The organism is Francisella sp. LA112445 (genome assembly GCF_012224145.1).
Taxonomy (GTDB): domain Bacteria; phylum Pseudomonadota; class Gammaproteobacteria; order Francisellales; family Francisellaceae; genus Francisella.
On record NZ_CP041030.1, the window covers coordinates 2,085,743 to 2,111,694 of the forward strand.

Here is a 25,952-nt window from a genome sequence, read left to right on the forward strand (position 1 = left end):
AGCTTGAGGTATAATTCTACTTATGAAAAAAAGATTTTCATTTAAATGAAAAACCTTCCAAAATTTTGGTACGCCATAGCTCATATAAAAGAGATTAAAAATAAGCCTATCAAGCTACAAAGGTTTGGTAAAAATCTCGTTGCTTGGAAATCTTTAGATAATATTATCGTCATGGAAAATCGCTGTCCTCATAGAGGAGCCGAGCTTAGCTCAGGCAAGATCTGTAATAATACTATAGTTTGTCCTTTTCATGGCTTTGAATTTGATACTAATGGTAACTGTACATACACCCCTGAAACAAAAGGTGCAATACCAAAACTAAAAGCAAAAATCTATCCAACAAAAGTAATTGCTGATATGCTTTGGATTAATATTTTTGATGAAGAGATTGATAATAGCTATGCTTTTGAGTTTATCCAAAAAACTCACGATCATTTTAAAGCCCAATACTCACTTCTTACAGATACTTGGCAAAATAATATCCGCCATTGTATAGAAAATCAGCTTGACTATACGCACCTTGCAACAGTACATAAAAAATCAATTGGCAGAGGATATCAGATCCCTGATAATGTAACTTTAAATATTACACCTGAGTATATTGAAGCAATTAAAAATGATCGCTTGATGTTAAAATATCTCCTACCAAACTTTTGGCTTCTAAATAATTCTGATAAGCTAAAAATCTGTGTCTACTTTGTACCAATAAATGAAAACGAAACAAAACTATATCTAGTAAACTATCGTAGTTTTATGACAAATAAGTTTATAAAACCTCTTGCTGATAGATTATTTAGTCTTACAAATAAGATAATCCTCAATGAAGATAAAAGGATTGTCAAAACACAAAAGTTTGATGAAAATTACAATACTAATGACTTTCTTTTACGTCATGATCAGATCATAAAAGAGTTCAGAAAAATCTGGAAAAATTAACAAATGCCTTTTTATAAGAGATATTAAATGCTATAAAACTATTACTACAATAATATTTTTTATAGTATGAAATATAATATTTTTATAAGATTACTTCACAAAATATTAGCAAGTTTAATAATTATCCAGCTAATATTAGGTTTTGCTTTCGCCTTTGCTATATTAGACTTTGTATGGATTATGGTTTTACATAAATCATTTGGTCTACTAACATTTTTCATCATCATAATGCTAGTGGTCGCTCGGATACTAAGTAAAAAACTTCAATACGACCCTCCTCTACCTCGTATTCAGTATATGATAGCCAAAATCGTTCATTTAGGGCTCTACATATCAGCTCTTGGTATGGCCTTATCTGGACTTCTTGGTTCGATGCTAATGGGTTATCAATGGAAAATATTTTTTATCATTCCTTTTCCAGAGATATTTGAAGCTGATTATTCTTTAGGTGCAAAAATATTCAGTTATCATTATCTATTTGCTACTATTTTACTCATATTAGTTGTGCTACATATAGTCGCAGCTTTATACCATTGGTTAATATTAAAAGATAATATTTCAACCAGAATGAAGTAAAAACAATATATAACTTAATTAGTTAAAAGGAATAATATGTTACAACAAAATCAACGCAAAGCGCTTTTTTTATCAAGCTTAGGGGGAATCCTTGAGTTTTATGATTTCATTATTTATGCCCTGCTTGCAAGCTTTATTTCAAAGCTATTTTTCCCAACAGAATCAGCTATAACATCTTTACTGATAGCCTTTAGTGCTTATGCTGTAGGATATCTAGCAAGACCTTTAGGAGGAGTTATCTTTGGGCATTTTGGTGATAAATATGGTAGAAAGAAGACTTTTACAATCTCTATACTTATCATGGCTCTATCAACTTTTATCATAGGTATTTTACCAACATATAGCCATATCGGCTTTATTGCTCCTATTTTACTTGTGCTTTGCCGAGTTGCTCAAGGAATATCTGTAGGAGGTGAGATCCCTGGAGCTGTTACATATGTAGGGGAAATTGTTCCAGAAAAAAAAGGCCTTGTTACAGGGGTGATTTTTTGCTTTCTAATAGCTGGTGTAGCTCTTGGTTTTATTGTTGAAAGTATAATGCTAGAGATCTTTGATAAGCAACAAATGTTATCTTATGGTTGGCGTATACCTTTTATTTTAGGGGGATTATTTGGAATAATTGCCTACTATCTTAGACGTCAGCTAATAGATATCAAAGAGTTTAGCCCTTTTATCAAAGAAGAATACTCTCTACCTATCACAAAGATGCTTCTAACACATAGTTGGAACTTTATTTATGCGTGTATAATAGTTTCATTTGGTGCTCTTGTTTTTGTGACACTATTTTTACTATTACCTTCTTATTTCTCAACAGTATTAAAGCTACACTTAAAAGATTTCACATGGATAAACAGTCTTGGGGTTATAATTATCTCAATATTCTGTGTGGTTATTGGCTTTTTTGCTGACAAGATAAATCGCTCATTTATCTTACTTGTTAGTATTATAGCCACATGTGCTTTTAGCTTTTTTATCTATAAAACATATGTATACAACCAAGATTACTACTTCCTTGCAATTTTCATAAGCGCTATTTTAGTAGCTCTTTGTTGGGGTAATATTCCTGCTATACTTATTGATCTATTCAAACAAGATGTCCGTTATACAGGGATTGGTTTCTCGTATAATATTGGATTTGCAATATTTGGCGGTTTAACTCCGATGATAGTCTTTGGGGCAATTAAAGCCTCTGGTAGCGAATTAGCTCCTGCTTATATACTTACTGCTGGAGCTATCATTACATTAATAGCAATGATTATAAATATCTTAATCCAAAGAAAGACTTCTCAAAAATAATACTTGGTGAATAAATATTCTAATTTATATAAATTTAAACTCTTGAGAATGTCTTGTTTCAGGCATTTTATAGATAAGTAGAAGTGTGATAATAGAAGATATTATTAGATAAAAACTTGGCGCATAACTTGAGTTAAATACTCCTGAAAGCCAAACGCATATCATCGGCGTTGTCCCTGCAAATAGTGCATTACCCGTATTATAGGCTGCTGACATACCGCTATATCTATGATTAGTTGGGAAAAGCTCAGCAACTGTTATTTGGAATGATGCTGTCATTGCTGATATTATAATCGCTAATATAACCTCAGCAATCAATATACTCTCTAAGCCGCCTTTATTAAAGAAGATAAACATTGGATAGCCAAATACCGCTAACAAGAGTATTGGTATATAAAGTAGCGGTTTTCTACCATAGATATCCGATAACCAACCAAATAGTGGCGATAGTGCCGCATAGAAACATGATACTGCAACAGTTATAAACATGATCTTATTTACATCAAAACCTCTATCTGAGATAAGAATATTAGGTAGGAATGTCGCCATCATATAATATGCTATACCAACATAACCTGTTAAAACAAAAGTCCAAACTAATGGCATTTTAGGGCCTTTTATAGCATCTTTAAGAGGGCTTTTGCTTAGCTTATTATTCGCTTTCATCTCTTTAAAAAATGGTGATTCTTTGGCTTTCTTTTGAATAATTGTTGAAGAAATAGCCAAGATTAAACCTATAAAGAAAGCTACTCGCCAACCATAAGCTAGCATCTGCTCTTTTGTTAATAAGCTTGATAAAATTCCTACAGTAGTCGCACTAAGTATCACACCTATTTGCGATGCTAAGCCAGCTAATGCTGTTGTCAGACCACGATATTTCTCAGAAGCGCTCTCTGCTAGAGCTACAAGAATACCTGTATATTCACCACCTACTGAAAAACCCTGTAACATCCTAGCAAATAGTAAAATCAAAATAGCCCATATCCCAGCTGATTGATATGTCGGCATAACAGTCATCAATAACATTGGAATACACATCAAAATCATACTTAGTCTAATAGCATAGCGTCTACCAAATCTATCCCCGATAGAACCAAGTACAAAACCACCTAATGGTCGCATAATATAACTAGCGGCAAAGATCCCAAAGACTGTTATCATTGCGACAACTTGATCTTCTTTGGGAAAGAAAAGTAGACTTAAATAAGTTGTTAAATAGCCATATAGACAAAACTCAAACCACTCTAAAACTGCTCCTAAATTTATTATAGAAACTGTTTTTACTTTCTCTTTAAAAGTTAGTTGCTGTATCATCCTAACTAATGTTTTCTTATATATAAAATTTATTATATATAGATAAAAAATTAATTACATTGTTATTTTCCTAAATGGTTATTATTATCATTCAAAGCCTTGTAAAATAAGGGTTTGCTAAAATTAATTTCTCATATCTAATTTATCTATATGTTATAATGTATACATGATCTAAAGTGTTTTATTTGGTCTAAAAAATGCATGAATTCTCACTCTGCCAAAGTGTTATCAGTATTGCTGAGAAAGCACCTAAAGATAGCTCAAAGCAGATAGCTAAAGTCATAGTTAAAATAGGCACCCTGGCCGGTGTTGATATTGAGTCTTTTGAGTTCTGGTTTCCTGTAGCAGCAAAAGATAGTGTATTAGAACAAGCAAAACTAGAAATAATACATGAACAAGCTATAGCAAAGTGCAAAGCTTGTGAACATGAATTTGAACTAACTAAGCTATATGAGCAATGCCCAAATTGTGGTAGTTTTGAGAAAGATATTCTCAAAGGTAAAGATATGCTCGTAGAGTCTATAGTTTTTAATTAAGGAGTAAATTATGTGTACAACTTGCGGATGTGGAACAGATAGTAATCATCACCACCATCATCATGGTCACGAAGGCGATGCTGTAAAGCTAGAAAAAGCGATATTAGATGCAAATGATCAATATGCTGAGCAAAATAGAAAAGCTCTAGCTAAAGATAATAATATTGCCCTAAACTTTGTCTCAAGCCCTGGTTCTGGTAAGACATCTCTACTTGAGAGAACTATCAAAGAGCTTGGTGATAGCTACCCTATCGCTGTTGTTGAAGGTGATCAGCATACAGATCTTGATGCTGATAGAATTCGTAAAGCTGGTGCAAAAGCTTATCAGATAAACACTGGTAAAGCTTGCCATCTAGATGCTCACATGGTTGGTCATGCTTTTGAACATCTTGGCGATATCAAAGATGGTTTTGTGATGATTGAGAATGTTGGTAACTTGATATGTCCAGCAATGTTTGATCTCGGTGAGAAGCATCGTGTCGCAGTTATCTCAACTACTGAGGGCGCTGATAAGCCACTTAAATACCCTGATATATTTTATTACTCTGATGTAGTTGTTATCAATAAGATTGATCTATCTCCTTATGTAGATTTTGATATCCAAGAATGTATCGCAAATATCAAAAAGATTCGTTCAGATGTAAAAATATTTGAGCTCTCTGTAAAAACTGGTGCTGGTTTTGATAGCTGGTTGGATTGGTTGAGAGGTTTGAAGCAGTAGTAAGTAGTTTAACTATTTTCAAACAAAACTCTATGAACAAAAATTTAATGTATAAGGATTATAAATGACAAACTTAGCTGTAGAAAGAGATCTATTATTACCATCATCACCCGCAGCTGTTTTGCCTACCCTAACCGAATTAACAAAATCTTTAGGGATACCGAGGAATGTATTAGCAAGCGATGAAGAGATTGAATATGCTTGGCGGGACTTACCTAGAGAGTTAAGAGAGATACCAAATCATTTACGTGATGAGTTTATCGCAAAAATGTGTGTTGCCGTAAGCACTGGATTGTTTGATAGTGCAATGAATTATGCTTGGAATGCTGCTATTCTGAATCTTCGTCAAAAAATAAGAAATTTTGGTCTAACAATAGTAGCTCAAATTCAGCAAAATGATTTTGAAGAAAAACACTTATTGGAACTACAAGATAGTAAATTATTAGAGCTATGTTTAAAACTTAACATTATTGATGAGGAGGGATTTTTTTTCTTAGATCAATGTCGCGATGTTAGAAATAATTTTTCGGCGGCTCATCCAACTATAGGCTCAGTTAATGACCGGGAGTTTACAAATTTTTTAAATCGCTGTGTAAGATATGCCTTAGCTGACTCATCATCTCCAAAAGGTGTAAATATGAGTTCTTTCATTTCTGCTATCAAAGGACCTAGATTTAATTTTAATCAATGTAGTATATGGGTTGAAAGATTAAAAGAAACTCATAGCGCTCAGAGACAAATGTTACTAAATATGACTCACGGAATATATTGTGATCGAGCAACTCCAGAACCTTCTCGTTTAAATTCTCTTGATATCTGTTACAAATTAAAAGATCAGTTAACATCCGATATAAAATCAGACTTAATTAATAGTCATTCTGAATATGTTGCTAAAGGTTTAGAAGATAAACATAGTGCATCATTACAATTTTTTGAAAAGCTTGGTTTATTAAATATCCTTAATGAGTCTGAGCAACATATAGTTTTTTCAAGAGCGATAGAAAGATTATGGAATGCACATAAAGGAGTAAATAACTTTTATAATGAGGCGCCTTTTGCTGAGCGGTTATACGAATTATCACAGCATGGGGCAATTCCAGAAACAATACACGAGCAGTTCGTACAAACTGTGGGAGCTTGTCGTATAGGTAATGGTTATGGCGTAGCCAATAGCGCTGTTTCATATTATAACAAAATGATTCAAGGGTTTTCTCCTAGAGAAATTGCCACTCTAATCAGAAGTGCCTGTGATAGTTCAAGTCCGCTTGGTTATAGAGTTAATAGTAACTCTAATTGTAAAAGAAACTTTAAATCATTGCTTAGTTTGATTGAGTTTTCTAGTGTCCCTAGTGGTGTAAAAGCAGCTTATGAACAGTTTATACGTTGATAATGTTAAGTAGAATATAAAATAGGATAGGTGATAAATCAATGAAAACATTAGAACAAGGACAAATTGCTCCAAATTTTAAATTAGAAAATCAAAATAATGAAGAAGTATCTTTAAGTGATTTTAAAGGTAAAAAGAATGTCTTAGTTTACTTCTACCCAAAAGCAATGACGCCAGGCTGTACTACTCAATCTATCGGTCTAAGTAGCATTAGTGACAAACTAGCTGAGCTTGATACTGTAGTTCTTGGTATCAGTCCAGATGCACCAAAACGCCTTAAGAAATTTGAGGAAAGAGATAGCCTAACAGTACAACTACTAAGTGATGAAGATCATAAAGTTGCTGAGCAATTTGGTGTTTGGGGTGAGAAAAAATTTATGGGCAAAGTATATGATGGTATCCATAGAATTAGCTTCTTTATCGACAAAGATGGCAAGATCAATCACGTATTTAATAAGTTTAAAACGAAAGATCATCATGAGATTGTCTTAGAGTATATTGAGAATTATAAGAATTCATAATTAAGAGATGTCATTCCTGCGAAGGCAGGAATCTCTTGAATAGTTTATAGATTCCCACCTGCGTGGGAATGACGGAGTGGGTTTAAAATCAATAAAACAAGTTCAAGATGACTTGTTTATTTAAAGCTATATCTAATTCCCTTTCGGGTACGAAGGGGTGGCAGTCGCAGACTGACGAGGTAGTTTTAAAACGTATGACTAATGATTTTAAGTAGTTAAGAGATCCCCGTGTCAAGCACGAGGATGACAGAAAGTAGAGATTGTCATTCTATGGCTTGACCATAGAATCCAAAAACTATGGAGAAAAGCTATAGTTTAAAAATGGATACTACGGTCGGAGCCGTAGTATGACTAAATATGAGCGTAGTCGAATGTACTCAGTGACCGAGTAGTATGACTAATAATTTTATATGTAGTGACAGATCATTGATCTGTCAACTGTTTAGAAGACAGACACTGTGCTGTTACTACACTAGGAATAATTAAGGAATAAGTTTTGTCTAAGAAGAAAAAGAATTATAAAAGAGAATTTATAGCTCTTATAGTTACTGTTGTAATAGTTTTTGGAGTTATTGCTATGATTCCAAAAGTCGCACCTAAAATTGCGGATCATATTATGAAACCGTTTAAAGAAAAAGCTATTAGTCAAAAGAACTCATAAATAGGCACAAAAAATGCAACAAACCATAATAAAAATTCTCGTCAATGGTATAGTTCAAGGGGTTGGATTCCGCCCTTTTATCTATTGCCTTGCCAAAGATATGAATTTGTACGGCTCGGTGCAAAATACTCCTAATGGTGTTGAAATAATTCTACAATGTGATGAATCTGTTGCAGATATCTTTATAGCTAAGATGCAGGTAAAACTACCTCCTCTAGCTAATATAGAAACTATTGAAAAGACAATTTACCAAACTGAAACTAAATTTACAGATTTCAAAATATTAGAAACTCTACAAGGAAGCTCTACCACCAAAATCCCTGCCGATACAGCTATTTGTAATTTGTGTTTGAATGATATTTTTGACCCACAAAGTCGCTACTATCTATATCCATATGCTAGCTGTACGCATTGTGGTCCGCGCTTTAGTACAATACAAAGCCTACCTTATGATAGAGATAAAACTACTTATAAAGATTTTCCATTATGTGATGATTGTCTAGCTAGCTATACAAATCCACTAGATAGACACTATTATGCTCAAACCGTTGCATGCTCTAGATGTGGGCCAGAATTATCACACTCTTTTGCAGAAATATCACAAGCTATCAAAACTGGTAAAATCATCGCTATAAAAAGCCAAAATGGTTTTAAATTAGTTGTAGATGCTACAAATACTCAAGCAGTCGCAGAACTACGCAAAAGAAAGCATCGCCCTAATAAACCATTTGCTATGATGGCTCTAAATACTCAAAGTATACAAAAGCATTTTGCAGAAGTTACTTCACAGCAAGAAGAGCTTCTAAACACGACTATCAGACCTATCGTTTTACTTAAAAGACATTCTACTAGTAATCTTAGTAAAGCTATTGCACCTAATATAAATCAGCTTGGTTTTATGCTACCAACAACTGAGGCTGATTATATCCTTTTTTACCATCTACTAAACGAACCTACTGGCTCTAGCTGGCTAGATGAAGCTTATGATTTAGCATTGATAGTCACTAGTGCAAATATCTCTGGTGAGAGCATTATAGCTGATAATAATGAAGCTTATGAAAAACTTAAAGATATCGCTGATTTAATCGTGACAGATAACCGTGATATTGCGGTAAAAAGTGATGATAGTGTTTTTCATACTGTTATAGATAAAAATCTACCAATTAGAAGATCTCGGGGCCTTGTACCACAATCAATACAGTTATCTGAAAGCTTACCAAATATATTGGCTACTGGAGCATTTTTAAAGAATACTTTTTGCTTTATCAAAGATAATCAAGCTTTTGTATCGCAACATATTGGTGATATGGATAGCCAAGCTAATATAGAGTTTTTTGAGCAGTCTTTAGAGCATTTTCAGAAAATGTTTGGACTTAAGTTTGATGGTATTGCTTGTGATTTACATCCTGATATTTATACTACGCATTTTGCCCAAAAATTTAATCTACCGATTTATCAAATTCAGCATCATCAAGCTCACCTAGCAGCTGTAATTGCTGAGCATAATTTACAAGGTCAAACTATAGGCTTAGTACTAGATGGTTTTGGTCTAGGTGAAGATGGTTTAGCTCGAGGTGGTGAACTTTATCATTGTGATATTGATAATTTAGAGTTTAATCGCATTGGTGAGCTAGATCCTATCGAGTATATTGGTGCTGATAAAGTTGCTAAAGAGCCTTGGCGTATAGCTTTGGCAGTATGTCATAAATATAATCTTGAGATACCAAATCATCTTAAGGAATTTTCACAAACTGAAAATCTTATTAAACTTTTGCAAAATCACTTATTAGCAAAAGGTAAAACCACCAGTATGGGCAGGCTATTTGATGCTGTCTCAAGTCTTCTTGATATTTGCCATATAAATAGCTATGAAGCCCAGGGTGCAATGGAAATAGAGTCATTGGCTAACCAAATAATCGTTGAAGAAGATCTATTTGAAATATCCGATGAGAATAGATTGGTTTTAAAAAAACTATTCAAAAAAATTATTAAAGCTAATGATAAATATATAGCTAGTAATTTATGGCACGGCACTCTAGCTTATGCTTTAGTTGAATGGGTTAGTAAATCAGCTCAAGAGAATAATATAAAAACAATAATACTAAGTGGTGGCTGTTTTCAAAATAAGCTACTGCTTACTGAGGTTTATACTCAACTTAAAAAGTTGGGTTTAAATGTTTATATCTCAGAAAAAGTGCCACTAAATGATGGTGGTATAAGTCTTGGACAAGCTTGGCTTGGCGCCAAAAAATTTAAAAAAGGTGAATTAAAATGTGTTTAGCAATACCTGCAGAAATTGTAGAAATAAAACCAGAAAATCAAGCAGTAGTAAATGTTGGTGGAGTCAAAAAAGAAGTCTCACTTGCGCTACTTGCTGAGAGTGTAGAGGTTGGTGATTTTGTAATAATCCATGTTGGCTTTGCATTAAGCAAACTAGACAAAGAAATGGCCCAGCAGACTCTCAAAGATTTTGAAGAAATGTTACAATATAAGTAAGGGGTGATGTTATGGATTACATACAAGAATTTAGGGCCCCGAAAATTGCAAAATCTCTTTTACAACAAATCGCTAAAGAAGTTGACACTAATAGACAATACAACCTGATGGAATTCTGCGGAGGGCATACACATGCTTTACACCGTTATGGGATTCCTAGTCTATTACCTGCAAATGTCAAAATGATACATGGGCCAGGTTGCCCTGTTTGTGTACTGCCGATTAAAAGAGTTGATCAGGCGATATTTTTAGCATCACAAAAAGATGTAATATTTTGTAGTTATGCAGATATGCTTCGCGTACCAGGATCTCATCAAGATAGTCTAATCAAGGCCAAAGCTCGTGGTGCTGATGTGCGTATGATCTACTCAGTAGAAGATGCTCTAAAACTAGCTGAAGAAAACCCTAATAAAAAGGTTATATTCTTTGCTATTGGCTTTGAGACAACTACTCCCCCAACTGCTGTAGCTATACAGTTAGCAATAGCTAAAAAGTTAGATAATTTTCTAATATTTTGTAACCATGTGCTTACACCTATAGCTATGCAAGCTATTCTATCTGAAGATGTTAAAATAGATGGTTTTTTAGGTCCATCTCATGTCAGTGTAATTATCGGTAGTAACGCTTATGATAAGGTGACTAAAGAATATCAAAAACCAATGGTTGTCGCAGGTTTTGAACCTTTAGATGTACTTCAATCTATACTAATGCTTATCAAAATGATAAACGCTGGCAAAATCGGTGTAGAGAACCAGTATACAAGAGCTGTAGTGCCAAATGGTAACCAACTTGCTCAAGATTTAATATCTCAATATCTAACAATTAGAGATACTTTTGAATGGCGTGGACTTGGATATATTCCCAATAGTGCTTTAGAAATAAAAGATGCATACTCAAAGTTTGATGCTGAAAAATACTATCAAATACCCGAGGTGCAAGGCCTAGAGCATAAGCAATGTGCTTGCCCTGATATTCTAAGAGGTCTAAAAGAGCCCAAAGATTGTAAATTATTTGGTGTAGTTTGTACTCCTGAGCAACCTATGGGAGCTTGTATGGTTTCATCTGAAGGTGCTTGTGCGGCACATTATCAATACGGAGGCTAAAATGGCTGTGAAATTAAATATCAAAAATGGTGTAGTTGATCTAGCAATGGGGGCTGGTGGTAAAGCTATGCATCATTTAATAGAGCAGATGATAAAGAAAAGTTTTGATAGCCAATATCTAGCTCAAGCAGAAGATCAAGCTGTACTACCACAAATAAATGGTAAGATCGCAATGACTACAGATAGCTATGTTATTACACCGTATTTTTTTAGTGGTGGTAATATTGGTAGTCTTGCAATTCATGGCACAGTCAATGATCTAGTAGTCGGAGGGGCTAAACCTTTATATATTTCTGTAGGGCTTATATTAGAAGAAGGATTACCTCTTAAAGATCTAAAAATAATCTTAGACTCTATGGCAGAGGCTGCTAAAAAAGCTAATGTCCAAATCGTAACAGGAGATACTAAGGTTGTAGAGAAAGGTAAAGGTGATGGTATCTTTATCAATACAACTGGAGTTGGTGTAATTCGTGATAATTTTGTCACTAGAGATACTCTTGAAGATGGTGATGAGATTATCATAAATGGTTCTCTAGGTGATCATGGTGTCGCTGTAATGTCACAACGAGCTGGACTAGATTTCCAATGCCAAGTAGTAAGTGATGCAACATCTCTAGATGATTTAGTCGAATCAATTTATAGCAATAATTGTAAAATAAAAACTATGCGTGATCCTACTCGTGGAGGAGTCGGTGCAACACTTAATGAATGGGCAAACCAACACAGTGTAGCTATTGAAATAGATGAGACAAAACTTCCGATATCAACTGAAGTTCAATCAGCCTGTGAGCTACTTGGTTTAGATCCATTGTATATCGCCAATGAAGGCAAAGTTTTAATCGCTTGTAAGCCTAGTCAAACTCAAAAGGTTTTAGACTGCTTAAGGGATCATCCATTAGGAGAAAATGCCCAAGTGATAGCAACCGTAAGAAAAAGTGAACAGCCACAAGTGTTTATGAAAACCACATTTGGTGGTAAAAGACGTGTGGACTGGTTAAGTGGTGAGCAATTACCAAGAATATGTTAAGGAGAATGGTATGAGTCAGTTTTATTTTTTAAAACATGATGATCTAGATAGGATGATTTCTTACTTCTCAGGGCAAGGCTATGAAGTTATGGCGCCAGCAGTTAGAGATAAATCTATTGTTTATGACAATATAGATAATGCAAGTGAGCTTCCATGGGGTTATGTAGATATACAAGAGCCTGCAAAATATGAAGTCATCAAAACAGATGTAAAAAAAGCTTTTGGTTGGAGTGTACCTGTTCAATCTGTTAAGCCAATGCTTTTTGAAGAGAAAGAAACACTCTGGAAAGTTTCACGTGATGAGAATGGTAAGCTAACCTTCAATCAAAGCTTAAATAATAAAAAATATGCTGTACTAGGTGTCAGACCTTGTGATCTAAGAGCTATTGAAATTCAAGATAGAGTATTTGTTGAAAATGCTTATCAAGATGTGCGCTATAAAGCTAGAAGAGAAGCTATGTTTATCGTAGCTGCTAATTGTACTACAGCGCATAGTAACTGTTTTTGTATAACACTAGGTGATAAGCCTGAGGCTGATAAAGGTTTTGATCTAGCTATGACAGAGATTGAGAACGGTTTTGTTATCGAGACAGGTAGTGATAAAGGCAGACAAACAATATTAGCTCTACAATTAGAGCCTGCAACAGGTGCTCAAACATACCAAGCTGAGCAAAAAGTAAAAGCTGTATATGGTATGCAAGAGAAAACTCTACCACCAATAGCTCAAGTAGAAAAAGCCTTAACTAGCTCTTATGACCATCCACAGTGGGAAGATGTCGCAGAGAGATGTCTATCTTGTGGTAGCTGTACGCAATCATGCCCTACTTGCTTCTGCCACACAGAAAAAGAGCAGCCGAGCTTAGATGGTAAAGAAAGTGAGCATACACGTGAATGGGATTCATGCTTTGGCTTAGATCACAGCTATACTCATGGTGAGCTATATCGTGAAGAACCAAAACACAGATATCGCCAATGGCTAACTCATAAGTTTGGTACTTGGAGAGAACAGTTTAAGACTAAAGGTTGTGTTGGCTGTGGTCGTTGTATTACATGGTGCCCTGTAAAAATTGATGTTACAGAAGAAATTAACGCTATTTGTGAGGAGAAATAATTATGATATACCCACAAGATGCTTATTTGCCTCATGAAGCTGAGATAGTTGAATTTATCCAAGATGCTGATGATATTTTTACCTTGCGTTTACGCTTTGTAGATGAAGAGCTACGCAAAAATTATAAGTTTCACCCTGGCCAGTTTAATATGCTGTATCTGTATGGTGTTGGTGAAGTAGCTATATCTATTGTTAATGATAGAAATTTTGCCGATGATATCTTTGAGCATACTATCCAAGTAGTTGGGCGTATAACTAAAGGTATGAACAAGCTAAAAACTGGTGAGACTATCGGTGTCAGAGGGCCTTTTGGTAGCTCTTGGCCAGTAGAACAAGCCAAAGGTAAAGATGTTGTAATCATGACTGGTGGTCTTGGAAATGCTCCTCTAGTTGCAGCAACAGAAGAGATTATGAAAGATAGAGATAACTATGGCAAAGTATATGTCGTACAAGGTATTCGCGATACTTCTGGACTTATCTACCAAGATAAATATACCAACTGGAATAACCAACCAAATACACAAGTACTTCTAGCTGCTACCGCTGGTGAACCTCATGGTCCATGGAAGTGGTATGACGGTTTTGTAACTACAGCAATTCCAGATTTAGATATTGATTATGCAAATACCTATGTAATGAGTGTTGGCCCTGAGATTATGATGAAAAATGTCGCTAAAGAGTTTGCTAAAGTTGGTGTGCCAGAAGAGCAAATATTTGTCAGCTTAGAGCGTAGCATGAAATGTGCTATCGGGCATTGTGGTCATTGCCAAATGGGTAAAGAATTTGTCTGTAAAGATGGTGCTGTATACGCTTATCCAGCTGTTAAGAAACTACTAGAAATAAAAGGAGTATAATTATGTCCGCTCAAGATAAATTAAAAAATTTAGCTCCTCGCCCTAAGATAGCCGTGCATAAATTTAGCTCATGCGATGGTTGTCAGCTTGCTTTAATAAACGACGCTGTATCACTTCTTACTCTTGCAGAGATGGTAGATATTGTCCACTTTGCTGAAGCAGGTCCTCTTGATGAGTTTGCCGAAGTAGATATTGCATTTATCGAAGGTAGTGTAAATACTCATCATGATATTCATCGTTTAGAAAAAATCAGAGAAAAAGCAAAGTATGTAATATCTATGGGTGCTTGTGCTGTAGCTGGAGGTATCCAAGCTCTAAGAAACTTCACAAATGATGCTGAGCTTTTAGAATGGCAAAAGGCTGTATATCCGCAAGAGACTCAAGTTATTATTGATGAGGATCTACCAACTGCTAAAGCTATCAAAGAGTATGTAAATGTTGATTTTGAAATATCTGGTTGCCCTATAACTACAGAGCAAATACTTAAGGCTATCCGTCAACTACTCTTTGGAGTAGAACCTGAGAAAGTTGTTGATCCAGTCTGTACAACTTGTAAGCATGCTGGTGTTACTTGTGTAATGGTTGCTAAAGGTGAGCCATGCTTAGGACCTGTAATCGCAGATGGTTGTGGTGCAATATGTCCAAAACTTGGACGTGGTTGCTATGGCTGCTTTGGTGCATCTAAATATGCCAACCTAGGTGCTATGACACGTAAGCTTAAAGAGTTAGGGTTATCAGATAAACAGATTCATGATAAATATAGATTTATCAGTAGCCAAGATGATGTATTTAAAAAGGCTGGAGTATAGTTATGAGTAGAGAAACAGTTATAGAAGTACCTATTTTAGCCCGTGTTGAAGGTGAAGGTGCTTTAGATTTAAGAATTAAAGATGGCAAAATAGATAAATGTGATCTAAGAATCTATGAGCCACCACGTTACTTTGAGAAATTCCTCGAAGGTAGAGAACCAAATGCAATTATTGATGCTGTCGCACGTATTTGTGGTATTTGCCCTCTGGCATATCAAGCAGGCTTCTCAAGAGCTTATGAAACTGCATTTGATATTACTAGGACTCAGTGGATAGATGATATGCGCCTACTGATGTTTTTAGGTGAATGGATCGAGTCACACTACCTACATGTGCATTTATTAGCGGCACCTGATTTCTTAGGTTACAGATCAGCTATCGAGATGGCAAAAGATTACCCTAAAGAAGTTGTCCGTGGTGTTAAGTTACAGCATTTAGGTAATGATATTCTTAAACTTTTAGGTGGTAGATCTGTTCACCCTAATGGTATGAAGGTTGGTGGATTCTACAAAGCTCCTTTAGTTAAAGAAGTTCATGCGTTAATCCCTAAAATGAAAGATGCTCTAAAAGAAGCTAAAGATGTTGTTGAGTGGGTATCGACACTATCATTCCCAGATACAACTATTCCATTTAAGATGGTAAGTTTATCTCACCCTACTGAATACCCTATATTTGGTGATGATGTAATCACTAGTGATGGTGAAAAATTCCATATTAGTGAATATGATGATCATTTTAGAGAGTTCCATGCTATTCAGTCAACAGCTTTACACTCAACAACTGTTGATGGTCAGCCTATACTTTTAGGCCCTCTTTCTAGGATCAACCTAAACTTCGACAAACTTCCGAAACATATTCAAGAGATGGCTCATGCTACTGGTGTTAAATGGCCTAGTAGAAATATGTTCCATTCAGTAGTTGCTAGAGCTATTGAAGGATATTGGGCTATTGAAAGAGCATTGCAAGTTTGTGAGAACTACTCTTATACAGATACTCCTTGTGTTGACTATACAGTTAAAGCTGCTGATGCTTGGGGCGCTGTAGAAGCTCCGCGTGGTATTCAGATAGATCATATCAAAGTTAATGATCAAGGCTTAGCTGAGAAAATCAGAATCTCAGCACCTACATCGCAAAACCTACCTTGTATAGAAGCTGACTTACGCATAGCTCTAGAAAACTTCGGTTTAGACAAACCTGAAGATGATATAAGACTACATGCAGAGATGGTTATTCGTAACTATGACCCTTGTATTTCTTGCTCTGCGCATTTCTTAACTTTGAATATTGATAGAGATTAAATAATGATTTATTGTATGCCAGTACAATGTGCTGTCTATTTGTAATTATACTAAATAACTGACAGATCAATGATCTGTCACTACATAAAAATGTCATGCTGAATTTATTTCAGCATCTCACTGTAAGTCTTGATTGTGTTGAGATCCTGAAACGAGTTCAGGATGACTGAATATACTAATTTTATGCCTGATAAGCTATATTTTTTTAATTTAGCTATAAATTTCTAATTTAAGAAACAAAATTAGTTAAAATAAGTAGCGAAATATTAACTATGTTCAGAATTTAAGGAACTAATATGAGAAAAAATATAACCATTTTCTCTTTACTAATCTTAGTGTTGCTACTATTTCTAGCAACTCAAGATATAAAAATGCTTAGTATGATTGGTATTGCCTTTTTGCTAGGTCTTAGACATGGTTTTGATGCTGATCATATAGTTGCCATAGATAATGTAACTAGACAACTAGTAACTCAAAATAGAGCAAGTTTTAGAACCGGATTATTTTTTGCCTTAGGTCATTCTACTATAGTTTTTTTACTTACTTTACTTATAGTTATTGGCTTTAGTTTTGCAAATATAGAGAAAACTAGTGCTTTAGATATTGGCGCATTCTTTGGAACCATTGTATCAGCCATATTTCTTCTACTAACAGGAACGATGAGTCTTATATCTTTAAAGAATCTTCTAAAGAATAAAAATGATTCTGCACATGATCACACGTCAAATTCACTATTAGCAAAACTTTTTAGGCCTTTAATAAAAGTCATAGATAGACCATATAAGATGTATTTTATTGGCTTTTTATTTGGTTTAGGTTTTGATACTGCTACTGAGATTGCTCTTTTAGGTATGGCTGCTGCTAATGTACTAAATGGCTTATCTATTTGGTATATTATGCTACTACCTTTCTCATTTGCTCTTGGTATGATTATAGTTGATTCTATAGATGCAGGATTGATGTCAAAAGTTTTGAGCATAAATATAAAAGAACAAAGATTTTATCGTTATAACGTTATAATATTGTCTATTGTAGTAGCTGCTGCTTATATTGTTGCATTAGTTGAGCTATTAGGTTTATTAAATACAAATATTGTTACTATTAATATAATTACAGGTTTTGTCGATAACTACTCATCTACTATTGGATTAACTTTAGTGATGATTTTCTCTGTATTTTTTGTGTTTAAATTTGTAAATATATATTCTAAAAGAAAAATTAAATAATTACCCTATAGGACAGCACAATGTGCTACCCCTACATAAATTTATTAATCATAAAAGGTAAAAAATGAAACAAAAGACTCTAATTCTTGGTATAGGTTCACCATTTGCTGATGATCAATTTGGTTGGTTTGTAGCTGATAAATTAGCCAAGATTGTAAAAGAAAAAAATATACAGGATATAACTGTAGAAAGTGCTGATAGACCAGGTTTAAATTTACTTACTTATCTAGATAGTGACTATGATAAAGTTATTCTAATAGATGCTGTATATGCCAAAGTTGAACCTGGAACAGAATTTTATTTCAAAGCAAAAGATATTCTAAGTTTTGGAGGTTTTTTATCCTCACATAGTGTTGGTGTTGCTCCATCTTTGGCATTAGCTGATGCTATAGGGATGAATATTAGCAATGTTGAATTTTATGGAGTAGAAGGTCAAAGAATATTTGAAAAAGATGATGTACTTTCTGATTTGATTAAAAATGCTATAGATAAATTAATAAATTACTTACAAGACAAATTATTAAACTATTTATAAATCTACATAATAGCTAGCTTTATAGTTTTTTTTAATCTTGATTCCCAATCACTTGGAAAACCTAAATACTTTAAATCAATATCTTTATTATGAATCAACTCTCCATTTTCATTTTTTATTTTTGTTATATTTATAAGTCTATCTATCCATGTTGATTTAGGATTTATTTTCATAAGCATTAATACAGCAATAACTATATAGTTATATACACTATTGTCAGCTTTCTCATATTCTTTAGTTTCTTCTTTTTGAATTACAATATTCATAGCCTGTTTATACTTGTCTAATAATGGAGGATATGCAACCATTCTTGTACCATACAATCTCTCATGGTGAGAACACATATTTCTTATATCCGTTAAACATTTCAATACTGTTTGCATTAGATCTCCAGATGGAATACCTAATTTATTGGCTATCTTCTTTTTATAGCTTTTACTTTGTGTTATTGAATACCACATAGAAAACTCCCCAAACGTCAGATATTCTGCAACAACCCATGTGGGAGGAAAACGTGGACTCGAGTACTTTTCTAGGTATGATTTTATTGATATCTCTTTAACAGCCTTTTCTTCTTTGATTTTTCTTTCAACATCATTAACTTTATCTTCTATATTATTAAGTAAAGAATTATAACAAATCCTTTTATCAGAAAGGGAGCTAGATAAGATATTCATAAAATTATTTGATTTCAGATAAAAATGAGAATCTTTCGTTTTTTCAGACATCACATTAACCCACCAAGCTCTGAAAGATATTTCTATTCGTTCTATAATCTCTAGTAACAGATGTCTTAATTTTCTATCGAAAAGATATATATTAAGTATTTTATCAAAAGAAATACCATTTTTTAGCTGATGTTTCCTTGAACCTCCGTCTGATTTTTCTTCAAAAGGTATTAAATAAGGTGATAATCTATAATAACCAATATTCTCTAAATATCTTATTGCTCTTAATTCATCACTAATAAATAATCCCCTTCCACCAAGCAAATCTAATTGTTCAGAGGAATCTAGCGGAGGTTTTGAATATTTTAATTTTGCCATATGTAAATAAAAGAAAGAATTGAGCCTCCAAATTTGAGCTTCTATAGATAGGCTTAGGAGGAATTAACAACCCAATAGTACACTATTACTCCTTATATGTAAACTCTTTCCAGATAAAGAGAAAACCTTATATAACTGCAATGTTTATTGATTTTCTAGATACTACTCATTTATTTTTTATAAAACCCCGCCCTAAAAGCCAAAGGAAATTCTACTTTGTATACTTGCTCATCTAATATCTTTCTAACTTTTGTAAAAAATTCACTATCAACATTTTTTGAGTAATCCCTAAAAAATCCCCAAGTACTAAAGAATTTAAATAACTGATCTGAATCCCAACTTAGCTTAAGAGTTACTTTTGGAATATTTTCAATTTCTTCAAATGGAAAGTATAAGTCTTTATATTTATTTAGATGTATTAATGATCTTTTAGACCACTTATCTCCGATTAAATCTTTAATCAAATTTAACTTCTCTACTGTTTGGGGATCTGATGACTCTGGAAATGAATAGCTCCAAAAGCAAACAAAGGCATTATTATTAAGATGTCTAATTAGAGAATCCAGACAGCCCTCTTGATCAAACCAGTGCGCAGCAGTAGCAGAAATCACTAAATCAAACTTAAAATCAAAAGTTATATCTTTAGCATCCATTTGTAAGTATTTAATATTTGGATTTTTATATGCACATATAATTTGATTTTCACTTATATCAATAGCATATATATTAGAATAAAAACTTGCTAGTTTAATAGCTGCTTGACCATTCCCAGTACCAAGATCCAAAACATTTTTTGCCGCAGGCTTTATAGATTTGATCCATTCAAAGATTTCTTTTGGATATTCTAGCCTATACTCTTTATATTCATTTGCTTCGCTATCAAACTCATTATTAATATTATTTAGCAACATTCAAAAACTAGATTTTTTAGTACAACTAATTTCAAATATAACTATAAAAACTAGGGGATACAATTACTAAAGCTAAGAAACTTCTAGTAATATATTTTCTTCCAACGTTAATGCTTAATTTCAGATAGTAATATCCATAATTTTGATTATTTTTAATAATTTTAAATTGTTAAATATACCAAGTAAAATAGTCTCTAGTTTGTATTTAAATAAATAGAAAAACAAATAAAATGAAAGCAATTATATATAACGATAAGAATGATGTTTTTGAAAATGCTGAGATAAATATCCCTAAAATAGAAAATTCTACTGATGTTTTAGTGAAAGTTAAAGCTGTAGGACTAAACCCCGTTGATGCAAAAATTAATCAGTGGTTTTCCATGGTTGAAAATTCTCAATCAACTTGGGTTGGTGGTTTAGATGTATGTGGTGAAATCATCGCTACTGGCTCTGATGTATCAAAATGGAATAAGGGAGATTTGGTTCTTTATCATGGTGATATGATGCGTGCTAATGGAGGTTTTGCAGAATATGCAATCCATGACTCTCGTACACTAATAAAAGCAAGTCAAAAATTAACTCCTGCTGAGCAAGCAAGCATTCCTTGTGCTGGTTGGACAGCATATAGAGCTATGCTGGAGAAGCTTAATATTACTCAAGGAGAAAGTGTATTTATATCTGGAGGTTCAGGTGGTGTAGGTAGCTTTGCTGTTCAACTAGCTAAAAATGCTGGAGCAAAATATGTAGTTGCAAGCTGCTCTGAGAAGAATTTTGAGTATGTTAAATCTTTAGGTGCAACAGATGTCGTAAACTATAATGATAAATCGCTAATTGAGAAAGTTTTCGACTATACAGATGGTTATGGCATTGATAAATTGTTAAATACTTCTGGTAGAAGTACTGATATTGCTTTAAGTGATTTACTTGCATTCAATGGACATTTTTTAGAGCTTTTGGATGTTGTAAGACCTACAGAATATAATGATGTCTTTATGAGGAACCTATCATTTCATCAATTAAGCTTAGGTGCTGCTCATAGATATGGTGGAGACAAAGCAAAGAAACAGCTTACAGAAGTAGGTGAGAATATGTTGCAACTTGTTGAAAATAAAGCTATAAAACTTCCTTTAATAAATACTATTTCTATCCAAGATGTGCCAGAGATTCTAAAAGAAATGCGTAAAGCTCATACTAAAGGAAAATATGTATTAGTTTTATAAAAAAATACATCATCTCTAACGTATTTTTCTATTCTGAAAATAATGCTAAATAATCTTTATAGTATTTCTCTGCTGTTACCATAGATTTATCGATTAATATTATATCTTGCTGAGGATGTGGTATAGAGAAAAACGCGAATGAAATTCTTTCATTAGTTGCTTTTTTATCAAGATTAACGCGATGATTACAAGCAGGAAATCTACCTTTACTCCAGTACTTCATAAAATAGCCATTAAAAATTGTTACATTATTACTTGCTGGTATTTTCTGCCATTGCCCGTGTGAGTTTTTATAATCTAAACCATCACTTGTACCAAATGGAAAAACTGTAAAAAGAGAAATATCTGTATGCTCAGTTAAACGTAATTCTTGGTGAAGCATATCTTTTTTAACTTCAGGATAGAAATTGCATGAAACCATATGAGCCATATCTTTATGTATGCCCTCTAGATTACTAAAGCTTAAAGATGAAAGTATACTTTTCTCTATCTTAAAAATCTGTTTATAGATATCAGCCCACTCATTTGATAGAAATTTCTTAAACTCTATAGGAAAACAACTTGATTCATGTAAATTTGATAAAACAAATGTGTGTAGCAAATCGGTCGCACCTTGATTTGTACTATCCTCTTGACCTAAATATGAGTAACCATCAAAACCCTTAGAAAAGTTTTTTTGCAAATATTTATCTTTGTAAGCTTTTTCTCGTAATATAAAACTCTTTAGTGAATTAGCTAAATTTTCATACCCTGATAATGCTGGAATATCCGTAACACAACACCCTTCTTCGATTAGTAGATCGAGCTGATCTTTAGTTAAAGTCATCAGATAAAATTATATTTTTATATTTGTTGGGTACGATATTATCTAAATAAAGAAAAATTACAATTTTTAGAAACAGCAAAACTCAAGCATCTATTTATTTCTTTTTAAACTCTGTTGGAGTTTTGCCTGTCATTTTTTTGAAACGATGTATAAAAGCACTATCACTAGAATAGCCTAAAGCCTGAGCTACTTGTGTTGTAGAAGTATTTTGCGATAACATTGAAATAGCCTCTAATACTTTTACTTGCTGCTTCCATTGTTCAAAAGTCATACCAACATGTTTTTGAAATAACCTAGTTAGTGTTTTACTACTCATTGCAAAATACTTTGCTACCTGGTCAATCAAAAGAGCTTCAGATAAGTTATTTATAATATATTTATAAATAGACTTTATAATATCTACGTTAGGTATTTCTAAAGTATAGTTTTGCTGTTTTGCTAAGTTTAATTGATCTGTCAGTACATTTATTATATTTTTTTGCTCTATCGTTAGGCGTCCTTCAAACTTACAAGTTTCAATAATCAACTCACGTAGTAAAGGAGAGATTGAAATAACCTGAGGTGTTTTAGGTAAATTATCTAACTTCTCTTCACAAAAATAGACACTTCGAAAGTCAACTCGGTTTTTACTTAATGTGCTATGAGGTACATTACCTGGTATCCATATTGCATTTGTTGGCGGTACTAAAAACACTTTCTCAGAAACTTGTGCTTCTATTATCCCTTTGGAACAGTACATTAGCTGAGCCTGTATATGTTGATGACTCCCATCCACGAACGGCGCACTATTATCATGGCTAATACCAAACACAGGTGATTCACTCTTTATAAGAGACGCTGGAATCTTATCAATCATTAAAATGTCCATATATATTTATAAATAGTCTAAATTATTATATTACGCCTGAACTAATTCTTCTACAATACCGAGCATATAATTAGTTAATATTTTCAGGAGAACTAATCATGAAAAAAATTAATATCACAATGATCTTCTTGTTACTTCTATTTTCTGTAGAGTTTGGTAATAGTCTATGTTCTATAAGCTCATCATACCCATATCACGATGTATCAACCAAAGGTGGTGTACACATGATGTTTGCAATGTAGATTACTATATAACTAATACATACAATAGCAATTTATCAAAAAATATATAAAGCTTAAGCAATAAGGAGCATATTATGAAAAACTCTTCAAAATGTACAACTCTAGATTATCAAGTAATCATTGTAGGGGGCGGTCCTGCTGGTACAGCTGCGGCTATAGAACTAGGCATGCAAAATATCAAAACCTTAGTTCTTGAGAAATATACTAATCCTTTACTTAGCCCTAGAGCCCAATATCTTAACTCACGGACCGTTAGCTTACTAAAACGTTGGGGAATTTTTGATAAATTATCAAATCAAACTCTCCTTAGTAAAGACTTTCCTCAGGATGTTGTATGGCAAGCTAATCTAAAAGCAGATCCTATAGCTGTTGGTAGCATGAAATCTAAAGGATTACGAATACCCCTGTATATTACGGAAAATATACTACGAGAAAGACTTTCTGAGTTTCCATCTGTAACTTTACTAAAAAATCATGAAGTTGTTGATATTGAAATATCTGAAGATACAACAGAAGTATCTGTTATAAACAAAGATAATCTACATTGCTCATTCTCATCAAACTATGTTATTGCATGTGATGGAGCAAATAGTCTAGTTCGCAAAAAATGTAAAATACCTTTTATAGAATTAGGTCCTAAAAGACAAATGCTAAGTATCTTATTTAAAGCTAATGATCTAAAATCACAAGTTAAAAATCTTAGTATGATGCATTTGTGCCTAACTAAAGATGGAGCGTCAGCAATTGGTCCTATAGATCTAAGAACCAAAGAAGAGATATGGTACGCACAAATCCAATATCCTGGAAAAGAACTACCTTCAAAAGAGTTAGCAAGTAGAACCCTTGATGAGGTTGCTGGACTAAAAATTGATAAAGAGATAGTAAACTACCATTTATGGCAAATGCAAGTACAAATAGCAGAATACTTTTGTTATTACCAAAAAGTATTTTTAGTCAGTGATAGTGCTCATGCCTTTGCACCTACAGGTGGGCTTGGCTTAAATACAGGCTTTGGAGATATTGTAAATCTTTGCTGGAAACTTGCATCTGTAATTCATAAGCAACAGAACCCAAATATTCTATCAACATATGAATCAGAGCGTAGACCTGTTGCTATACGCAATCTACATGCTGCCGAACAAAATGCTCAAGATAGAATACTTGCAAAAGATAATATTCAAGAACTAGCAGAAATTTCTGATAAACAAGTTAATGCCAGACATATAACTCATGCTTACACTTATTTATATAGTAGTCTTACAAAACTAAATAGATTACAACCTCTAGATGAAATAAAGAAAAATGATGACTACATAGCTCATGCAGATCCAGGTTATTTTCTTCCTGAAGTCTATATTGATGATAAATCTATTTATGAAATTTTATCTCGCACTCAATGGAGCTTACTAGTTGTTGGCAATCATAGTATGGATATCAATCTACCAGATAAAGTTTCTATACTAAGGCTTCCAGAAGATGCATACCCTCATAAATATATTCTTCTTAGACCAGATTGGCATATAAGTGCAACTTTTGAAAATCTACCAGAAAATATTTCTTTACCTTATAATCAAATCTCTTAATCTTATTAAAAAAACTGAATTATATAGTAAATACCCACTTTTTACCTAACAATAATAAAATGTCCACAATTATTTATAAATAGTCTAAACTCCGATATTAAGACACAGATAATTGTTCTAAAATATACAGTACATGATTAACTAGAGCTCTTAAAAAAATCATGAGAACCAAGTTCGCTATAGGGTCTTATTTTATATTTCCATAAAAAATAATGGCTCTAATACACATAGAGATATAGCGAGCAAATAAAGAAATACAAAAAACTATCTATATAAAAGTTTAATCAAATATTTCCTAAGTATAGATAAATAAAAACAAGAAATTCCAAATAATAAGGAGCATCCCATGAAAAAATATATACTAACATTAGTTATTAGCCTAGCTTCTCTTCTATTAATATCAACAAACACTTTTGCAGATGCTAGTACTGTAAATAATTGTAGCCTTAAAAAATTTCAAGTAGTTCAAAACCTATACTTATATCTTAACTCTTCTAAATTTAATAACCCTAAAATAAAAGACTTTAAAAAATTCTTTAACCCAAATGTTACAATGACTACTGATGATGTGGTTCTAGCTACAGGATATGACCAGTTTGAAAAGCACTTTGTTATGCTTAACAAAGGCATTACAGAAATGAGCTTTAGTAACTTCCGTTACTTAAGTCAAAACAATCATAATTTAATATTTAAATATAATATGGATGGAAAATATAAAGGCGCTGACTTTAAACTTCTTGATGTAGCATCTTTTGATTTTGATAATAAATGTCGCATTGTTCGCTGGAATGAAGTCGCAGCTACAAATATACCTCTTGATATCAATTCAATAAAAGTTACAAAATAGTA

At 33.2% G+C, this 25,952-nt stretch carries 27 protein-coding genes; 22 read left to right on the forward strand and 5 right to left on the reverse strand.

Annotated features, from left to right (window positions below):
* Positions 1-45: 45 nt before the first annotated feature.
* The 3 genes from FIP56_RS10030 to FIP56_RS10040 all read left to right on the forward strand — a co-directional run bounded on the left by FIP56_RS10030 (position 46) and on the right by FIP56_RS10040 (position 2,808).
* Positions 46-936 (forward strand): Rieske 2Fe-2S domain-containing protein, encoded by an 891-nt coding sequence (locus FIP56_RS10030; RefSeq protein ID WP_192578762.1) that lies wholly within the window; start codon positions 46-48, stop codon positions 934-936.
* Between the two features lie 66 nt (positions 937-1,002).
* Positions 1,003-1,512 carry a cytochrome b/b6 domain-containing protein gene (locus FIP56_RS10035; protein WP_192578763.1) on the forward strand — a complete coding sequence of 170 codons (510 nt, stop codon included), beginning with the start codon at positions 1,003-1,005 and terminating at the stop codon, positions 1,510-1,512.
* Positions 1,513-1,548: 36 nt separating this feature from the next.
* Positions 1,549-2,808, forward strand: coding sequence for an MFS transporter (locus FIP56_RS10040; RefSeq protein ID WP_192578764.1), 1,260 nt, complete (start codon positions 1,549-1,551; stop codon positions 2,806-2,808).
* A 24-nt stretch (positions 2,809-2,832) separates the two neighbouring features.
* Here FIP56_RS10040 and FIP56_RS10045 read toward each other — a convergent pair whose 3' ends face one another.
* Entirely contained in the window at positions 2,833-4,122 is a 1,290-nt protein-coding gene (locus FIP56_RS10045) for an MFS transporter (RefSeq protein WP_192578765.1), read from the reverse strand.
* Between the two features lie 197 nt (positions 4,123-4,319).
* Here FIP56_RS10045 and hypA point away from each other — a divergent pair, with 197 nt between their 5' ends.
* The 15 genes from hypA to FIP56_RS10120 all read left to right on the forward strand — a co-directional run bounded on the left by hypA (position 4,320) and on the right by FIP56_RS10120 (position 18,407).
* Positions 4,320-4,658, forward strand: a complete 339-nt coding sequence (hypA, locus tag FIP56_RS10050) for a hydrogenase maturation nickel metallochaperone HypA (RefSeq protein WP_192578766.1) — start codon at positions 4,320-4,322, stop codon at positions 4,656-4,658.
* A gap of 10 nt (positions 4,659-4,668) precedes the next feature.
* On the forward strand, positions 4,669-5,379 hold the full coding sequence (gene hypB, locus FIP56_RS10055; RefSeq protein WP_192578767.1) for a hydrogenase nickel incorporation protein HypB: 711 nt from the start codon (positions 4,669-4,671) through the stop codon (positions 5,377-5,379).
* 64 nt (positions 5,380-5,443) lie between these two features.
* Positions 5,444-6,766, forward strand: a complete 1,323-nt coding sequence (locus FIP56_RS10060) for a hypothetical protein (protein WP_192578768.1) — start codon at positions 5,444-5,446, stop codon at positions 6,764-6,766.
* Positions 6,767-6,807: 41 nt separating this feature from the next.
* Positions 6,808-7,287: a thioredoxin-dependent thiol peroxidase gene (bcp, locus tag FIP56_RS10065; protein WP_192578769.1), complete on the forward strand. Its 480-nt coding sequence runs from the start codon at positions 6,808-6,810 to the stop codon at positions 7,285-7,287.
* A 496-nt stretch (positions 7,288-7,783) separates the two neighbouring features.
* Positions 7,784-7,948 carry a hypothetical protein gene (locus tag FIP56_RS10070; RefSeq protein ID WP_192578770.1) on the forward strand — a complete coding sequence of 55 codons (165 nt, stop codon included), beginning with the start codon at positions 7,784-7,786 and terminating at the stop codon, positions 7,946-7,948.
* Between the two features lie 13 nt (positions 7,949-7,961).
* Positions 7,962-10,229, forward strand: a complete 2,268-nt coding sequence (gene hypF / locus FIP56_RS10075) for a carbamoyltransferase HypF (RefSeq protein ID WP_192578771.1) — start codon at positions 7,962-7,964, stop codon at positions 10,227-10,229.
* A complete protein-coding gene (locus FIP56_RS10080; protein ID WP_192578772.1) occupies positions 10,220-10,444 on the forward strand; it encodes a HypC/HybG/HupF family hydrogenase formation chaperone in 225 nt (74 codons plus the stop codon). Before hypF ends, FIP56_RS10080 begins: the two co-directional genes overlap by 10 nt.
* Before the next feature lie 11 nt (positions 10,445-10,455).
* The gene (hypD, locus tag FIP56_RS10085) at positions 10,456-11,547 is read left to right on the forward strand and encodes a hydrogenase formation protein HypD (protein WP_192578773.1); all 1,092 of its coding nucleotides are present in this window, start codon (positions 10,456-10,458) and stop codon (positions 11,545-11,547) included.
* Position 11,548: 1 nt separating this feature from the next.
* Positions 11,549-12,574: a hydrogenase expression/formation protein HypE gene (gene hypE, locus FIP56_RS10090; RefSeq protein ID WP_192578774.1), complete on the forward strand. Its 1,026-nt coding sequence runs from the start codon at positions 11,549-11,551 to the stop codon at positions 12,572-12,574.
* 10 nt (positions 12,575-12,584) lie between these two features.
* Positions 12,585-13,685, forward strand: a complete 1,101-nt coding sequence (locus tag FIP56_RS10095) for a 4Fe-4S dicluster domain-containing protein (RefSeq protein ID WP_192578775.1) — start codon at positions 12,585-12,587, stop codon at positions 13,683-13,685.
* 2 nt (positions 13,686-13,687) lie between these two features.
* Positions 13,688-14,539, forward strand: a complete 852-nt coding sequence (locus FIP56_RS10100) for an FAD/NAD(P)-binding protein (protein WP_192578776.1) — start codon at positions 13,688-13,690, stop codon at positions 14,537-14,539.
* A gap of 2 nt (positions 14,540-14,541) precedes the next feature.
* Entirely contained in the window at positions 14,542-15,348 is an 807-nt protein-coding gene (locus FIP56_RS10105; RefSeq protein WP_150467806.1) for a sulfhydrogenase subunit delta, read from the forward strand.
* Positions 15,349-15,350: 2 nt separating this feature from the next.
* Complete coding sequence (locus tag FIP56_RS10110) at positions 15,351-16,646, forward strand: nickel-dependent hydrogenase large subunit (protein ID WP_192578777.1); 1,296 nt, start codon at positions 15,351-15,353, stop codon at positions 16,644-16,646.
* A 296-nt stretch (positions 16,647-16,942) separates the two neighbouring features.
* Positions 16,943-17,872: a metal transporter gene (locus FIP56_RS10115; RefSeq protein WP_192578778.1), complete on the forward strand. Its 930-nt coding sequence runs from the start codon at positions 16,943-16,945 to the stop codon at positions 17,870-17,872.
* 64 nt (positions 17,873-17,936) lie between these two features.
* Positions 17,937-18,407, forward strand: a complete 471-nt coding sequence (locus tag FIP56_RS10120; RefSeq protein WP_192578779.1) for a hydrogenase maturation protease — start codon at positions 17,937-17,939, stop codon at positions 18,405-18,407.
* A 2-nt stretch (positions 18,408-18,409) separates the two neighbouring features.
* Here the strand turns inward: FIP56_RS10120 and FIP56_RS10125 are convergent, their stop codons facing one another.
* Together FIP56_RS10125 and FIP56_RS10130 are read right to left on the reverse strand one after the other, a co-directional pair.
* Positions 18,410-19,453, reverse strand: a complete 1,044-nt coding sequence (locus tag FIP56_RS10125; protein WP_192578780.1) for an Abi family protein — start codon at positions 19,451-19,453, stop codon at positions 18,410-18,412.
* A gap of 170 nt (positions 19,454-19,623) precedes the next feature.
* Positions 19,624-20,364, reverse strand: coding sequence for a class I SAM-dependent methyltransferase (locus FIP56_RS10130; protein WP_192578781.1), 741 nt, complete (start codon positions 20,362-20,364; stop codon positions 19,624-19,626).
* Positions 20,365-20,594: 230 nt separating this feature from the next.
* Between FIP56_RS10130 and FIP56_RS10135 the strand changes: the two genes are divergently transcribed.
* Positions 20,595-21,584 (forward strand): zinc-binding dehydrogenase, encoded by a 990-nt coding sequence (locus tag FIP56_RS10135; RefSeq protein WP_192578782.1) that lies wholly within the window; start codon positions 20,595-20,597, stop codon positions 21,582-21,584.
* Between the two features lie 28 nt (positions 21,585-21,612).
* Here FIP56_RS10135 and FIP56_RS10140 read toward each other — a convergent pair whose 3' ends face one another.
* On the reverse strand, positions 21,613-22,410 hold the full coding sequence (locus tag FIP56_RS10140; RefSeq protein WP_192578783.1) for a 2OG-Fe(II) oxygenase family protein: 798 nt from the start codon (positions 22,408-22,410) through the stop codon (positions 21,613-21,615).
* A gap of 94 nt (positions 22,411-22,504) precedes the next feature.
* Positions 22,505-23,266, reverse strand: a complete 762-nt coding sequence (locus tag FIP56_RS10145) for a helix-turn-helix transcriptional regulator (protein WP_192578784.1) — start codon at positions 23,264-23,266, stop codon at positions 22,505-22,507.
* Positions 23,267-23,376: 110 nt separating this feature from the next.
* Here FIP56_RS10145 and FIP56_RS10150 point away from each other — a divergent pair, with 110 nt between their 5' ends.
* From FIP56_RS10150 to FIP56_RS10160, 3 genes are all read left to right on the forward strand, one after another.
* Positions 23,377-23,520, forward strand: coding sequence for a hypothetical protein (locus tag FIP56_RS10150; protein WP_192578785.1), 144 nt, complete (start codon positions 23,377-23,379; stop codon positions 23,518-23,520).
* A 74-nt stretch (positions 23,521-23,594) separates the two neighbouring features.
* Positions 23,595-25,103, forward strand: a complete 1,509-nt coding sequence (locus FIP56_RS10155) for an FAD-dependent monooxygenase (protein ID WP_192578786.1) — start codon at positions 23,595-23,597, stop codon at positions 25,101-25,103.
* Positions 25,104-25,449: 346 nt separating this feature from the next.
* The gene (locus FIP56_RS10160; protein WP_192578787.1) at positions 25,450-25,950 is read left to right on the forward strand and encodes a hypothetical protein; all 501 of its coding nucleotides are present in this window, start codon (positions 25,450-25,452) and stop codon (positions 25,948-25,950) included.
* Positions 25,951-25,952: the final 2 nt, after the last annotated feature.

Bases quoted from the DNA above. Each gene is read 5' to 3' on its own strand.
- FIP56_RS10035 (WP_192578763.1), top strand. From the start codon at position 1,003: ATGAAATATAATATTTTTATAAGATTACTTCACAAAATATTAGCAAGT.
- FIP56_RS10125 (WP_192578780.1), bottom strand. From the start codon at position 19,453: ATGGCAAAATTAAAATATTCAAAACCTCCGCTAGATTCCTCTGAACAA.
- FIP56_RS10145 (WP_192578784.1), bottom strand. From the start codon at position 23,266: ATGATTGATAAGATTCCAGCGTCTCTTATAAAGAGTGAATCACCTGTG.
- hypE (WP_192578774.1), top strand. From the start codon at position 11,549: ATGGCTGTGAAATTAAATATCAAAAATGGTGTAGTTGATCTAGCAATG.
- FIP56_RS10105 (WP_150467806.1), top strand. From the start codon at position 14,542: ATGTCCGCTCAAGATAAATTAAAAAATTTAGCTCCTCGCCCTAAGATA.
- bcp (WP_192578769.1), top strand. From the start codon at position 6,808: ATGAAAACATTAGAACAAGGACAAATTGCTCCAAATTTTAAATTAGAA.
- FIP56_RS10040 (WP_192578764.1), top strand. From the start codon at position 1,549: ATGTTACAACAAAATCAACGCAAAGCGCTTTTTTTATCAAGCTTAGGG.
- FIP56_RS10130 (WP_192578781.1), bottom strand. From the start codon at position 20,364: ATGTTGCTAAATAATATTAATAATGAGTTTGATAGCGAAGCAAATGAA.
- hypD (WP_192578773.1), top strand. From the start codon at position 10,456: ATGGATTACATACAAGAATTTAGGGCCCCGAAAATTGCAAAATCTCTT.
- FIP56_RS10155 (WP_192578786.1), top strand. From the start codon at position 23,595: ATGAAAAACTCTTCAAAATGTACAACTCTAGATTATCAAGTAATCATT.
- FIP56_RS10160 (WP_192578787.1), top strand. From the start codon at position 25,450: ATGAAAAAATATATACTAACATTAGTTATTAGCCTAGCTTCTCTTCTA.
- FIP56_RS10060 (WP_192578768.1), top strand. From the start codon at position 5,444: ATGACAAACTTAGCTGTAGAAAGAGATCTATTATTACCATCATCACCC.
- FIP56_RS10095 (WP_192578775.1), top strand. From the start codon at position 12,585: ATGAGTCAGTTTTATTTTTTAAAACATGATGATCTAGATAGGATGATT.
- FIP56_RS10045 (WP_192578765.1), bottom strand. From the start codon at position 4,122: ATGATACAGCAACTAACTTTTAAAGAGAAAGTAAAAACAGTTTCTATA.
- FIP56_RS10030 (WP_192578762.1), top strand. From the start codon at position 46: ATGAAAAACCTTCCAAAATTTTGGTACGCCATAGCTCATATAAAAGAG.
- FIP56_RS10140 (WP_192578783.1), bottom strand. From the start codon at position 22,410: ATGACTTTAACTAAAGATCAGCTCGATCTACTAATCGAAGAAGGGTGT.
- FIP56_RS10150 (WP_192578785.1), top strand. From the start codon at position 23,377: ATGAAAAAAATTAATATCACAATGATCTTCTTGTTACTTCTATTTTCT.
- FIP56_RS10100 (WP_192578776.1), top strand. From the start codon at position 13,688: ATGATATACCCACAAGATGCTTATTTGCCTCATGAAGCTGAGATAGTT.
- FIP56_RS10115 (WP_192578778.1), top strand. From the start codon at position 16,943: ATGAGAAAAAATATAACCATTTTCTCTTTACTAATCTTAGTGTTGCTA.
- FIP56_RS10080 (WP_192578772.1), top strand. From the start codon at position 10,220: ATGTGTTTAGCAATACCTGCAGAAATTGTAGAAATAAAACCAGAAAAT.
- hypB (WP_192578767.1), top strand. From the start codon at position 4,669: ATGTGTACAACTTGCGGATGTGGAACAGATAGTAATCATCACCACCAT.
- hypF (WP_192578771.1), top strand. From the start codon at position 7,962: ATGCAACAAACCATAATAAAAATTCTCGTCAATGGTATAGTTCAAGGG.
- FIP56_RS10120 (WP_192578779.1), top strand. From the start codon at position 17,937: ATGAAACAAAAGACTCTAATTCTTGGTATAGGTTCACCATTTGCTGAT.
- FIP56_RS10110 (WP_192578777.1), top strand. From the start codon at position 15,351: ATGAGTAGAGAAACAGTTATAGAAGTACCTATTTTAGCCCGTGTTGAA.
- hypA (WP_192578766.1), top strand. From the start codon at position 4,320: ATGCATGAATTCTCACTCTGCCAAAGTGTTATCAGTATTGCTGAGAAA.
- FIP56_RS10135 (WP_192578782.1), top strand. From the start codon at position 20,595: ATGAAAGCAATTATATATAACGATAAGAATGATGTTTTTGAAAATGCT.